We start from the raw sequence: 13,424 nt of genomic DNA, 5'->3' as shown, positions 1-13,424 counted from the left end.
AGATCCCGTCGCACGGGCCTTATAGTCTATATCGAAAGCATGAATTGGCCTGGATCGCCCAATAGTGTCTTGAGTCGATCCATGAACTCGACAGCATCTGCGCCGTCATTGAGGCGGTGATCGTATGCCAGGGTGATCGGTAGCATCAGTCGAGGCAAGATATCGTAATCTTCCAGCGTACCCTGCACAGTGGGCTGTAATTGCGCCTTGCCCATCCCCAGAATTGCTGCTTCAGGGTAATTGATAATAGGCTCGAATCCTGCGCCGCCAAGCGGCCCGGGATTGGTCAGGGTAAAGGTGCTGCCGCTCAGGTCGTCCTGGGAAGCCTCCCCGGCTCGGGTGCGTTGTGCCAATTCAGTCAGCGCAATAGCAATCTCGAAAAGACTCTTGCGTTCCACGTCTCGCAACACCGGTACCATCAGGCCACGGTCGGTCTGCACGGCGACGCCGATGTGGTAATACTCCTTGAGTATGATTTCATCGCTTTCAGTATCCAGACTGGCATTGAAGCGGGGAAACTCGCGCAGTAATACCGCAATCGCTTTGATCAATAGCGCGGTCAGGGTGAGCTTGCCGCCCTCGTTTTCCACTATGCCCTTGTGCTTCTGGCGGAACTGTTCCAGCGCCGTGATATCAATGCTGTCGTGATGGGTGGCGTGGGGAATCTGTGACCAGGCCCGCGCAACCTGACGCGCTGTCGCACGCCGTATCGAGCGCAGTTTTTTACGTTGAATCGGCCCCCACTGCTCGAAGTCGGGCAGCTCAGGAGTCTCGCGGCGCGCGGAACCACGACCGGCCTGCTGCTTATCCTTATCTTCGGCAAATGCCTGGACGTCTTCAGTGGTGACTCGGCCCTCGGGGCCGGTGGCCTCGACCTGGTGCAGGTTAACACCCAACTCCCGCGCCACGCGGCGTGTCGCCGGTGAGGCCGGGGCGGGGCGCCCATACTGCGACCGGGCTTCTGTTGATTCAGCTCGGGATCGCTCTTCTTTAGTTTGTACGGCTTTTTCCTGCTTTTTCTCTTGCCTTTTTTTCTCTTTCTTTTTTGCCTTCTCCTTCTCCTTCTCCTTCTCCTTCTCCTTCTCCTTCTCCTTCTCCTTCTCCTTCTCCTTCTCCTTCTCCTTCTCCTTCTCCTTCTCCTTATCTTTCTTTTCTATTTCCTTTTTCTTTTCTTTCTCCTGTTCCTTTTTTTCTTTGTCCTTCTTTTCCGAATGTTGTGACTTCCCCTTTTCTGCATCGGGCTCTGCAGTCTCCGGTTCGGATTTGTCACGCTCGGCTTTGCCTGTGTCCTCCGATGGACTTTCGCCCTTTTCGCGATAGGTCATGAGTACGTCGCCGACGCGTACCGTGTCACCTTCCTTTACGCTGATGTCCTCGATCGTACCGTCGAAGGGCGCCGGAATGTCAATCGCCGCCTTATCGCTCTCTACCGACACGAGGTCGTCGCCGTCCGCGACCGTATCACCGGATTTCACGTGCAGCTCGATGATCTCGACTTCGTGAACGCCCTCTCCCGGATCCTTCAATCGAAACTCACGGGCCATAGGGATATGCTCCTTTCGGTGTATTTCCTGCGCTAGGTATTCAGCGCGCGGCGGCATCCGTCCAGAATGCGTTCAACGCTGGGCAGGTAATCCTGTTCTCGGGCGAAGTAGGGAACCTGGATGTCGTATCCGGTGATCCGCTCCACCGGCGCCTCCAGGTAGTAGAAAGATTTTTCCATCAGGCGCGTGATGATCTCGGCGGCGGGGCCAAAGCTCCGGTGAGCTTCATGGACCACCACCATTCGCCCGGTGCGGCGGACCGACTCGGTGAAGCGGCTGTCGTCGAGTGGGGAGAGACTGATAAGGTCGATGACTTCCGCCTCCGCGCCATCCTCCTTTGCCAGCTTTTCTGCGGCCTCCAGCGCCCGGTGCAACATGGCCCCGTAGGCCACTATGGTCAGGTCCGTGCCTTCTCGGGCGGTGCGGGACTCGCCGAGGGGCAGAGTTTCTTCTTCGTCGGGAACTTCCTCGCGAAACGCCCGGTACAACGCCTTGTGTTCGAAGAATATGACCGGATCCGGATCGCGGATGGCGCTGATCAGTAATGCGCGGGCGTTGCGCGGACCGGAGGGAATGACCATCTTCAGGCCCGGAATGTGCGCATAGATCGTTTCCTTGCTCTCGGAGTGGTGTTCCAGGGCGTGCACGCCCGCGCCAAACGGCATGCGAAATACAATCGGCACGTGGAATCGCCCGCGGGAGCGCCAGCGCATGCGTGACGCGTGCGCTTCTATCTGGTTGAAGGCCATGTAACTGAAACCCGAAAACTGTATCTCACAAACCGGTTTGAGCCCGTATATGGCCAGTCCGATAGCCATGCCGGCGATGCCGGTTTCTGCCACCGGGGTATCGAGGACGCGCTTGTCGCCGAAGCGGTCGAGCAAGCCGTCGGTAATGCGGAATACGCCGCCGTTCACGCCGACGTCTTCGCCGAGCGTGATAATGTCGTCATCCCCGTCCATGGCTTCGCGCAGGGCAAGGTTGAGCGCTTCGCTCATTGTCAACTCAGCCATTGTCCTGCCCTCCGACGAACCCCTCGCGTTGCTCCTCCAGGTAGGGCGGACGCCCGGCATAGAGGTATTCAAAGATGACCGACGCATCGCTCAATGCGTCGATCTGTTCTTTCGTGTCCTGCCAGGCCTGTTTCACAGTCTGTTCGATTTCCTTTTCGTCTTTTTCTATGTCCTCGTCCGTCAGCATTTCCTTGTGCTTGAGGTATTTCTGCAGCCGCTCGATGGGATCCCGCTTGGCCCACTGTTCCACTTGTTCTTCATCCCGATAGCGGGTCGGGTCGTCGGCGGTGGTATGTACTTCCATACGGTAGGTGACACACTCGACCAGCGTGGGACCATCTCCGTCCCTGGCCCGCTGCACGGCCTCGCGCACCGCGCAATAGACTGCGAGGACGTCGTTGCCGTCCACTTGAATCCCCGGCATACCGTAGGCGATGGCTTTCTGCGCAATGGTTTCCGATCGCGTCTGGCGATCGCGAGGTGTCGAGATGGCCCAGTGATTGTTCTGGCATACGAATATGGTGGGCGTTTCAAACAGCATGGCCAGGTTCAGGGCTTCGTGGAAGGGACCTTCCGAGGTAGCGCCGTCGCCGAAAAATGTGAGAGCCACCCGGTCGGTGTCCTGGTAGCGGCAACCGTAGGCGATCCCCACCGCATGGGGAATCTGTGAGCCGACGGGAATTGCGATGGGCAGGTCGTTCTGTTCGTCCGGTATCCGTCCACCCTCGTTGTAGCCCGCGTTGTAAAGCAGCATGCCGCTCAGCGGCGTACCGCGCCAGATGGCGGCCGCAGTTTCGCGAAATGCCGGCACCAGCCAATCGTCATCTTCCAGGTTCGCGACCGCGCCGATCTGTGCAGCTTCCTGGCCCTTAACCGGCGCAAAGGTCCCTATCCGCCCCTGGCGTTGCAGCTTGAGCATGTATTCGTCGAAGCGGCGGCTTAGAAGCATTGCGTGGTGGAATTTGAGTAGTTGCTCTTTGGAGAGATCCGGGTCCAGGCTCGTGTCGGCCTCGCCAGACTCATCCAGAATGGAGAGGTATTCGAGCTGATACTTCAGGCCGATCTTTACACGGGGCATGAAAGTCTCCTTGGCTGGCAACGGCTGCTGTGGAAACGCACTGCGGCAAACTGGAAAAAGGCTGCGGAAACGCGTCGAGGGCACTTCCATCAATACTAATAAAGAAAACCGCTCTGTGCCGGATGGATGTGCCGGATGGATGTGCAGGGTGCGAGGGGGCAGTGGCGCAAGAACATCGGCGTAAATTGGCTCCTACTATTTTTCAGCACGTCGGGCGCGTTTGGACAATATCCCCATTTGCGAGGGCAATCCGATCTCGGAGTATGCCAGCCTGACCATGGATCCTTCCGCAGTTGGCAAGATGCTGGTGCTATCCCCCTACAAGCAACTCACCCCACTGATCACCTACCACTTCGAGCACTTGCTCGACAAAGGCTCGGTGCTTGGGCTCATCCCCGGTACACAGGAGGGGCGGGCCAGTTACCAGGTGTCGGAAGAGTGCGTAAAAAACTGGAACTCTTTTCCGAGAACGCCACCTACAGCCGCCTTGTCAGCCTGGTGGCGAATGGTGCAACGATCAGGACCACCCGCCTTACGGGAGCTTTCGCCATTGATAATTGCCGGGAAACCACGGTAACCGCGTCACGCGACTCTATGCGGTTGACCCGCAGGGGAAAATCCATATCGATACGACTTCACATGAATTTGCGCTTGCGCCCGACTGGCAGATTGTCAGCCTGATCGCGCCGGAGGAAGTAGCAGAAAAGCGCGCAGAAGGCTCTCCGTAGGCGCCCGGCGATGTTTCAACTGGCTAGGTCCACATCAATTACTGAGAAACGCTCAATTGGCGATACTGCGTGATGGCCTCATCTACAGAAGGTATATCGCTGATGCTGTCGCAGGAAGCCTCTCGATAATAGCCAACGCCAGTCCGGTGTGCTTCGGCTTTGCCATCACTGAATACATTCACGTGGTATCCGTGATTGGGAACAATAGACCGGCACTTGATTGAGCCAGAATCGGCATCTTGAAATTGTTCGATCCTGCTACTGCCTGAAACAAATGTAAAACTGGTGTGACATAAGTCGATGCTTTCTTTCTGGGAGGGGATCTGGAGGGTGCGCGGATTTACCTGTTTCCAGCGAACTTGGTCATCGCAAATGAAACTGAAATGGGAGTCAGTAAGGTGGAGGTTCTCAGTACTTGCCTGAGGGAATTTCTCCAGTATGGCATTCTGCGCATTTTGAAAAAGCGCTTTATAGTCAACCATGAAATAGCCATCTGGATTTGCAATAACTTCGCTGCTCATTTTTGAAGTTGAAGTAGAGTACTCCTTCGCCAGTATGGCCTCGTGCGTATTTGCAAGATCGATTATCTCCCTGGGTGTGTGATCTTCATTGCAGTCACCAGTCTCCCCGGATTGGAATTGGAACTCTGGCCGTCTTGCCTCAATAGCACCATCCTGAAAGAATTCGACAATAACCGGACGGTAGTGAGTGCTAAATAGACAAAGACCATTCCTCTGGGCAGTTATAGTTTGTTCAACTGTCGATCGGAGCATCAGATTGACTTCCACACTACACGGTGTAGAGGAAAAGGGATGCTTCAGGCACTGCCTGGCGGCTTCCTCCTGCCGATAGCGTTTTCGCTCCGGCGTACATGAAAAATGGAAGGTGTCGCCAGATGCAACCAATTCAGATTTTTGAATATCTGGATAGGTAGCATGGACAAATTCCTGCGCCTTGCGTAGTAATTCAGGCGTATCGATAAAAAACGCAGGGTTGGCGTGACAGATACCGGATACCAGGAGAAGGGCGCTGGGGAATAGTCGGGAGAGTATCGGGTTCATGCGTGACCGTGCCGGTTTAATAGGGTGGAAATATAGGCATAGTCAGGGGGAGGGGTAGTGTCCAGCTACCATTGAAGGCAGTGCGGTCGTGTTGGCAAAAAGTACGCCAAACGGCTGGGTTCACTTCAGTCTGGGTTTAATAAAATCAGCTAACGAATAAATGGACTCAGGGCAAACTTTTCACCTGGCCTCATTTGTAGTGGCACCATTGACGACTAGAGATTTCTTCGCCACGTCACTGCGATTCCAGATCGTCAATGCGTGGCCTGGTGACTTTGAATTGCCTTGTCCACGTTGCCCAGAGACGTGTAACGCATGTCTACCGGGCAACGGGTTAAACTTTCTGGGGGGCTCTAACTCAAAATGTGAAACACAGAGGATTAAGATCCGGTGGCTTCATGGTGACCGGTCAGGAAGGTCGTATTTTTCGAAACGGATAACACGTCCCCATTAAAGTGGAAGGTCAATTTTGATTTTGCCACTTTCAGGTCGCGTGCGCAGACACGGTAGGGCTGCCAATACGCGTTATCTTCCGCAAGGTCAATTTGCTGGGGTCCAAAAAAGCTGAGTTTCCCCTCTCCAGAAATCGAAACGTCGACAAAACGTTGCTCTTTACTATAGCCCTCAACTTTGACCAGATAGACGTTGCACACCGTATGTTTGTTCACTTGCCTGAACAGGGAACCGCGGTCGCGTCTGATTTCAACGAGTAACTCGGTGGTTTGGGTGAAGCCATAAAGCACTGCAGTGAAAGCCAGAATCATTACGGCTCCATATCCGGCCAATCGCGGACGAAGGAAGTGGCTTTTGTTGCCGTTGAGTTGGGCTTCAGAGGCGAAGCGAATAAGTCCGGTGGGGCGCTCCAGTTTCGTCATAACGTTATCGCAGGCATCGATGCAGGCCGCACAATCGATGCACGCTGCCTGCAAACCGTCGCGAATATCGATGCCGACGGGACATACCTGTACGCACAGCCCGCAGTCGACGCAATCGCCGCTGTTCTCACCACCTTTACGCCGGTTGGCACGGGGCTCGCCCCGGCCGGCATCGTAACTGACGGTCTGTGTATGGTCGTCGAACATTACGCCCTGAAAGCGGGAGTAAGGGCAGGCATGCAGACAGATCTTTTCGCGGACCAGTCCGGCATTCAGGTAAGTCAGGCCCGCCATAATCAGGATCCAGCCGGAAATAGCGGGCGACAAGTCCAGGTTCACGGCTTCCGCAACTATCTCGCGAATGGGCACGAAATACCCGGTGAAGGTGGTTGCGGTAGCGATTGCGAGAAGGATCCAGAGCAGGTGCTTGGCAGATCGGCGGAGGAGTACCTGTGCGGTGAGTGCTTCGCGGTCTTGCCGGGCTCTTTTGCTGGCTTTGCCCTCCGTCAGGTCTTCGATGCGGATAAATAGCCAGGTCCAAATGCTCTGCGGGCAGGCGAAACCACACCAGACGCGTCCCCAGGCCACCGCCAGGAAAAACAACATACAGGCGCTGGCGATCAGCAGGCCGGCCAGCAGGGACAGGTCGCGCCACGAGAGTGCGTCGCCGAAGAGAATGATCCGGTGCTGTTCGAATGAAAACAGCAGCCAGGGTTGGCCATCGAACTGCACCCACACCAGCCCAAAGAATGAGGCGAGTAGTGGCCAGCTGATGAAGCGCCGCAAATTCTGGAAGCGCCCTTCGGTCAGGCGCACGTGAAACTTGCCGTCCCGGGCAGGCAGAGGGGCATAGTCCTGAACAACTGGAATTTTTTCCATGACATCTCATCCGCTCGATCATCGACGGCGGAAGACTACGCGCACACTCTCAATAGGTGCAGGCATAAAAAAAATAAATACAATAGGTACAGATTGAGGTTGGAGGTGGGTTGGTGACTGAAGAGTTTCGCTACAAGCAGCTGGAGGCGTGGCTGCTCCAGGGCATCAAAGAGCAGCGCTGGCGCCAGGGAGAGAGATTGCCGTCGATCCGTACCCTGTGCCGGGAACACGCGGTTTCCAAGGCGACCGTCCAGCACGCACTGCAAAGGCTGGAAGCGCAGGGCCTGGTGGAGGCCCGGCCCAAGGCCGGCTATTTCGTCTCCCTGCAATCGCCCCCGGTCAAGCGGCCCGTCAGTCGTGCCAGGATCGAGGCGCCGCGGCCGGTGACCGTCAGTGACCTGTTGCTGGATATCATGCGCAGAAGTGCGGCGTTCGATCTGCTGCCACAGCACCCCCCCGGCGATCTGCCCCCTGGCATTGTTGCGCTGAACCGTTCGATAGGGCGCTCGCTCAGGCGTCAAGGTGGCCAGGACTACCAGTATTACGATGAACCCGCCGGTAATTACGAGCTGCGCCAGCAGCTGGCGCTGCATTTGACGCGGCGTGGATGGCAGAGCGAGCCGGATGCGTTCTGTATTACCTCGGGTTGCCAGCACGCATTATTCCTCGCCCTGATGGCGTGTTGTGATCGCGGTGACGTGGTCGCGGTAGAGTCGCCGGGGTTCTACGGCGTGATGCAGATCATTGAGCAGCTGGGGCTGCAGGTGGTTGAAGTGCCGGCCTCACTGGAAACCGGGATGGATATCGATGCGCTGGAAGACGTATTGCAGCGCTGGAAGGTCAGGGCGTGTGTTGTTTCTCCCGCGTTCTCCACCCCCGGCGGAGCATTGATGCCGGATGCGGCAAAGCAGCGGCTGCTGGCCCTGGCAGAGACCTATGATCTGGCGGTCATCGAGGACGACATCTATGCCGATATGGCGATAGGGCCCGTACCGGATCCCCTCAAAGCGCTGGACGGACACGATCGCGTGATCCTGTGCAGTTCCTTCTCGAAATGCCTCTCCCGGGATCTGCGGCTCGGATGGGTTTCCGGCGCCCGCTGGCATGCCCGTATTGTTCACTTGAAACTGGTCACGCAGCTGTCCAGCAGCCGATTCGTGCAGCGCGGGGTGGCCGAGTTCATGGAGGATGGCAGTTTCGCGGCGCATTTACGCCGACTGCGCACCGAGCTGCAAACCCGGCGAGACCGCCTGATTCAATTGCTACATGAGTGGCCCGGAAACTGCCGGGTGAGCAAACCACAGGGAGGTTTGGCGGTGTGGGTAGAACTGCCCGAGGGCGAAGACACCCTGTCCATCTATGCTGACGCACTGCAGCAGGGCGTGGTGATCACTCCCGGCCCGCTGTTTTCCGCATCCGGGCAGTTTAAGAATTGCCTGCGAATCAGCTTCGCCCATCCCTGGGGCAAAGCGCGGGAAGAGGCGCTCAACCGGCTGCCGGCGCTACTGGCTTCGAATCAATAGCCCTGTTGGATTAGGTCGAAGTTCTTATCACTTCGAGAAGAGGCCGCGACTCAGGCTGCAGAATGCGTGCAACAGAGTGGTCTTCCATGGACTTCGGTGTATCGGTTGAAGGGATTTGTCAGGCATTGCGCAGGAAGTGCAGGACGCAATCCGTGAATGCGGTGGGATTTTCCATATGGATGGAATGGGCCGCATTCTCGATCAGGCAGACACTGGTACTCGGGATCGCCTGCAAAACCTTAATGCACTCTTCGGGAGGAAACAGCAGGTCCTCCTTTCCGCTAATGAGCAATGTCCTGGCGTTGATGTCGGGCAGCTTGTCCCGGCAATTGAATTCCCCAATGGCATTGACCTGTTTTTCGAACGCCACGTCGCTTTGCGGATAGGGATATTCCACTGCGAAGCGCAGGGCATCATTGAATGTTTCCCTGTTTTCAAAAAAGTGCTTGGAAAATATCCAGTAGAACACGTTGCGAAACCAGTGTTCAGCGTCCATCCCTGATTGCAGATAGGAAACCCAGTCGCGAAACAAGGCGTTGTTTCTGTCTGAATTCACCGCCGAGGTTCCCGCCAGGATCAAATTGGCAACGCGATCGGGATAACGGAGGGCACAATCCAGTGCCACAAAGCCGCCCATCGAATGCCCAAGCAGTGTGGCGGATGGCAGCTCTAGCTGGTCGAGCAGCGCCATGCAATCGTCAGCAATCTGCCGGATGCTCGTGTCGATTTCCTGTGGCTTTGTTCTGCCCGAACCCCGGTTGTCCGGCAGGATAAGCAGGCAATGCCGGGATAGCGCTTGCACTATTGGCTGCCAACTCTGCGAATCGCTGGCTAGGCCCGCAATCAACATCAGCGGCGGGCCTTTGCCATGGCATTCGTAGTAGAGATCAACGCCGTTGACTATGGTGCTTGGCATGTCGTTTCAAGCTCTATGATCAAAAGCCTAATTTGAGAGCAGTGGCGACCCATAGCGAGCCTCTGGTCGAGCGCGAGGAGGGTAGGACAGAACTGCTTCATCTTGAACATTTTTTCCGACCCCAATACGGCTCGGCGTATTCTCGGCTGATCTTTTTCCTTCCCTTCCGATCAGGAAGTTCCATGTTTTTTACCGGTAAGTTTCGTTGCTGCCCACAAATATGCCGGTAGCTACTCTGTGCATATTCCTGCCGCAGCGTAGTTTCCTGCAGGTTCAGACTGCAATCGGCTCTGGTGGCAAAAAATTGAGCGGATCCAATTTATTGTGGATCAACGTCAACAACCGGAGGAATTGTCTGGATAAAAATCGCGCACCATGAGCGCAGCCAAACCTCTTTCCTGAGCGCATTGCCTGTGAGCCGGACAGTTTGTTTTGCCGGTCGTCCTCGTTTTAGATAAGCTTTGCGGCCGAAGATTTACGCGCCAACAGGAACTGTATCGATGGACTTTACCGGCTACCTCCGTGTACTCGCCAAAAATGATGGCTCTGACCTCTACCTCAGTACCGGCGCGCCGCCCTGTGCCAAGTTCCAGGGGGTACTGAAGCCCCTGAGCAAGGAACCTCTTGCCCCCGGGCAGATCGAGCAGATCGCCATGGAGATCATGGACGAGGAGCAGCGCGAGGTGTTCAAGCGCGAGCTGGAGATGAACCTGGCGATGACCATCCCCGCGGTGGGCCGCTTCCGCATCAATATCTTCTGGCAGCGCAACCAGGTGTCGATTGTTGCGCGTAATATCGTCACCGAGATCCCCAAGTTTGATGACCTGAAGCTTCCGCCAATCCTCAAGGATGTGGTGATGGCCAAGCGGGGCCTGGTGCTGTTTGTCGGCGGTACCGGCTCCGGTAAATCCACCTCGCTGGCTGCGCTGATTGATCACCGCAACACCAACAGCGGTGGTCACATTATCACCATCGAGGATCCGGTGGAGTACGTGCACAAGCACAAGAAGAGCGTGATCAACCAGCGCGAAGTGGGTGTCGATACCCGCAGCTTCCAGGCCGCGCTGAAGAACACCCTGCGCCAGGCGCCGGATGTGATCCTGATCGGCGAGATCCGCGACCGCGAGACCATGGAACACGCGATCGCCTTTGCCGAAACCGGTCACCTTGCAATTTCCACGCTCCACGCCAACAACGCCAACCAGGCGCTGGACCGCATTGTGAACTTCTTCCCCGAAGAGCGCCGCCCACAGCTGCTGATGTCCCTGTCGCAGAATATCCGCGCGTTTGTCTCCCAGCGCCTGGTGCCCACCGTGGATGGCAAGCGCTGCGCCGCGGTGGAGATCCTGCTGGGCACCCAGACCATTAACGAGCTGATCCTCAAGGGGGAATTCCACTCCATCAAGGAAATGATGGAGAAGTCGGAAAACCTCGGCATGCAGACGTTCGACGGGGCGCTGTTCAAGCTCTACGTGGAAGGCCGCATCAGCCACGACGAGGCCATCCGCAATGCGGACTCCGCCAACAACCTGCGCCTGCGCATCAAGATGTATGAAGAGGGCAAGAAGCCCAAGGTCGCAGCACCGGAAAAAGACGGCGAAAGCAGTGGCAGCGCGAAAAGCGGCATGGGTTTTGAGTTGTCCCTGGAGGCGCTGGAGGAAGAAGAGGAAGAGCTGGAGCAGTTCTGACACTCGTCCGCTGGCTTTCCCGGTATCAGCTCCTCTGCATTGGCTGGATATAGGGGGAGCCTTACCCACCTGCCGGCGCGAGGGGCAGTGTGCCTGGCGCGGGATAGCCTGCCAACAATTGCTCGATGGCGTGGGCGCCGAACAGCCGGCGTCCTGTCGATGGCTCCCGCGCCCGCGGATCAGCCGCCCTTACCGCCGGGCCCGGCGAAGAACCAGATAATCACGCCGATCAACGGAAACACCAACACCACCAGTACCCAGATCAACTTCTGGAGCCCGGAGGCCGAGCTCTGGATGATTTTGATGATGGCGTAAATATCGGCAATAAAGACCAGTGCCGCGAGAATGCCTTCCATGGTGACGTCGCCCTCCAGAAAATGTGGCGTGGTTTGATGCGGGTTAAGTGTGCGCAAGTATAGATGCTGGGCGCGCTGCCACCCGGTTGTCGTTCTGGCCCCATTTACTTTAACTCATGGGTGTTCTTGTTAATCCTCATGGGGCAGCAAAAGCCTGCTTTTATCATTGTGTTTTTGTAGATATCCCTTTTTCTACTTTATTTCTTGCCTCACTCGCGCCGCCAACCAATGCGGCGAGGCTTTATGCTACATTGCCCGCCGTATACCCACGGTCCCACAGCCCGACAACCACACAGCGAGCACACGCATGAAACCCTGGATCGAACTCGGTACCGCCCAGATTCCCAATGACGGCGGCATACTCAAGCTGCGTCAGCGCGATCAGGAGTTCTCCATCTCCCTGTCCGGCCCCCGCGGCGAATTGATGAACAGCCGCCGCTTTAACAGCGAGCGCGAGCTGTCGCTGCTGGGCTGCGCCCATCTGAAGAAGCACAAGAGTGCCCGTGTGGTCGTGGGCGGCATGGGCATGGGGTACACGCTCGCCGCCGCCCTCGAGGTACTGCCGTCCGATGCAGAGGTCATTGTCGCCGACCTGATCCCCGAGGTGGTGGAGTGGAACCGCGGGCCGCTGGGCGCCTGCGCCGGCCGGCCACTGGATGACAGCCGCTGCGCCGTGCATATCGGCGATGTGCGTGAGTTGCTGGAGAGGCACGACGATGCCTACGACGCCGTGCTGCTGGATGTGGATAACGGCCCCGAGGGGCTGACCCAGAGCGATAACAACTGGCTGTATTCCCTGGAAGGTACCAGCTGTATCTACAACAGCCTGACACCAGGTGGCATGTTGGCGGTGTGGTCGGCGGGGCCAGATAACCTGTACGTGAACAGGCTGAAGAAGACCGGCTTTAAAGTAGAGGTGAAGACCGTGCGTGAGCGCCCGGGCAAGGGCGCGCGACATACCATCTTTCTTGCAAAGAAAACGTCTGTGTGACGTACAGGAATGCAGGCTGGTGCGATTTGATACCAGCCGGCGGTTGGAAATCCCGGTTATTTAATTGTTGTCCCGATTTTTCACGGCGCTCAGGCCCTGCCAGTCCTCCAGCTCCTGATCGGGCTTTTCAGACCTGAAGCGGGCGTAAAGCTCTATACCCTCCCGGTCCTCCAGGATATCCACGTGAATACCCTTTTTCTCCAAAAGCTTTTCATTGCCGGCTGCATTGGTGACGTCGCCTACCACCACGCGACTGAACCCTCTCATGTAAATTAACGTCGCGCAGATGTCACAGGGGCTCAGGCTGGTAAGAAGAGTCGCCCTGCTAAAGTCAATTCGGCCGGCATCCCGGATAGCGGAAGTTTCACCGTGGTTGTAGGGATGGTTCTCCTGGACCAGCGTGTTATGACCTTTGCCCAGGATTCTTCTGGTGGAATTGTCAATGATAACCGCACCAATCGGGCAGCCGCCTTCGGTATAGCTCTTTTCTGCAAGGAATACGGCGATACGCATTAGATCGGCATCTGTCAGACCCAGGGCAAACTCCCCGTCCATCAAGATATCCAGGCTCCTAGTCGGCATATGAGCTATCGCTCTTAATACTTCATCACTTTTGTCTGTCTGCTTATTGAAAAGGGTCTTCATATTTCATTCTCATGACGTCGACCTGTACCGGGGCTATTAACCGGGGGAATATATTAGGCTAGACGCCCGCAGCAGGGGCAGCCAGACTAGGGCGAACAGTAATCCGCTGCCCCCGACGAGCAGCAAG

General features: G+C 56.6%; 11 protein-coding genes. 3 read left to right on the top strand and 8 right to left on the bottom strand.

Annotation, left to right across the window (positions count from 1 at the left end; translation table 11 throughout):
• Nucleotides 1–26: 26 nt before the first annotated feature.
• From IG168_RS00740 to ccoG, 5 genes are all read right to left on the bottom strand, one after another.
• A complete protein-coding gene (locus IG168_RS00740) occupies nt 27–1,544 on the bottom strand; it encodes a dihydrolipoamide acetyltransferase family protein (RefSeq protein ID WP_193161228.1) in 1,518 nt (505 codons plus the stop codon).
• A gap of 32 nt (nt 1,545–1,576) precedes the next feature.
• Complete coding sequence (locus tag IG168_RS00735; protein ID WP_193161227.1) at nt 1,577–2,557, bottom strand: alpha-ketoacid dehydrogenase subunit beta; 981 nt, start codon at nt 2,555–2,557, stop codon at nt 1,577–1,579.
• On the bottom strand, nt 2,550–3,635 hold the full coding sequence (gene pdhA, locus IG168_RS00730; protein WP_193161226.1) for a pyruvate dehydrogenase (acetyl-transferring) E1 component subunit alpha: 1,086 nt from the start codon (nt 3,633–3,635) through the stop codon (nt 2,550–2,552). Before pdhA ends, IG168_RS00735 begins: the two co-directional genes overlap by 8 nt.
• Nucleotides 3,636–4,401: 766 nt before the next feature.
• Nucleotides 4,402–5,424, bottom strand: a complete 1,023-nt coding sequence (locus IG168_RS00725) for a hypothetical protein (RefSeq protein WP_193161225.1) — start codon at nt 5,422–5,424, stop codon at nt 4,402–4,404.
• 380 nt (nt 5,425–5,804) lie between these two features.
• On the bottom strand, nt 5,805–7,178 hold the full coding sequence (gene ccoG, locus IG168_RS00720) for a cytochrome c oxidase accessory protein CcoG (protein WP_193161224.1): 1,374 nt from the start codon (nt 7,176–7,178) through the stop codon (nt 5,805–5,807).
• A 113-nt stretch (nt 7,179–7,291) separates the two neighbouring features.
• Here ccoG and IG168_RS00715 point away from each other — a divergent pair, with 113 nt between their 5' ends.
• Nucleotides 7,292–8,701 carry an aminotransferase-like domain-containing protein gene (locus IG168_RS00715; protein ID WP_193161223.1) on the top strand — a complete coding sequence of 470 codons (1,410 nt, stop codon included), beginning with the start codon at nt 7,292–7,294 and terminating at the stop codon, nt 8,699–8,701.
• A 118-nt stretch (nt 8,702–8,819) separates the two neighbouring features.
• On the opposite strand, the gene IG168_RS00710 is transcribed toward IG168_RS00715, so the two are convergent.
• Nucleotides 8,820–9,617 (bottom strand): alpha/beta fold hydrolase, encoded by a 798-nt coding sequence (locus IG168_RS00710; protein WP_226876390.1) that lies wholly within the window; start codon nt 9,615–9,617, stop codon nt 8,820–8,822.
• A 500-nt stretch (nt 9,618–10,117) separates the two neighbouring features.
• Between IG168_RS00710 and IG168_RS00705 the strand changes: the two genes are divergently transcribed.
• The gene (locus IG168_RS00705; RefSeq protein ID WP_193161222.1) at nt 10,118–11,305 is read left to right on the top strand and encodes a PilT/PilU family type 4a pilus ATPase; all 1,188 of its coding nucleotides are present in this window, start codon (nt 10,118–10,120) and stop codon (nt 11,303–11,305) included.
• A gap of 179 nt (nt 11,306–11,484) precedes the next feature.
• Here the strand turns inward: IG168_RS00705 and IG168_RS00700 are convergent, their stop codons facing one another.
• Complete coding sequence (locus tag IG168_RS00700; protein ID WP_226876389.1) at nt 11,485–11,718, bottom strand: PLD nuclease N-terminal domain-containing protein; 234 nt, start codon at nt 11,716–11,718, stop codon at nt 11,485–11,487.
• 250 nt (nt 11,719–11,968) lie between these two features.
• Here IG168_RS00700 and IG168_RS00695 point away from each other — a divergent pair, with 250 nt between their 5' ends.
• On the top strand, nt 11,969–12,652 hold the full coding sequence (locus tag IG168_RS00695) for a spermine/spermidine synthase domain-containing protein (RefSeq protein WP_193161221.1): 684 nt from the start codon (nt 11,969–11,971) through the stop codon (nt 12,650–12,652).
• A 60-nt stretch (nt 12,653–12,712) separates the two neighbouring features.
• Here IG168_RS00695 and IG168_RS00690 read toward each other — a convergent pair whose 3' ends face one another.
• A complete protein-coding gene (locus IG168_RS00690; RefSeq protein ID WP_193161220.1) occupies nt 12,713–13,297 on the bottom strand; it encodes a nucleoside deaminase in 585 nt (194 codons plus the stop codon).
• Nucleotides 13,298–13,424: the final 127 nt, after the last annotated feature.

The sequence above is a fragment of the Microbulbifer hainanensis genome (genome assembly GCF_014904735.1).
In the GTDB taxonomy this organism is placed as follows: Bacteria; Pseudomonadota; Gammaproteobacteria; order Pseudomonadales; family Cellvibrionaceae; genus Microbulbifer; species Microbulbifer hainanensis.
The sequence above is the reverse complement of the archived record's forward strand: the minus strand, read 5'-3'. Positions and strand labels throughout refer to the sequence as shown.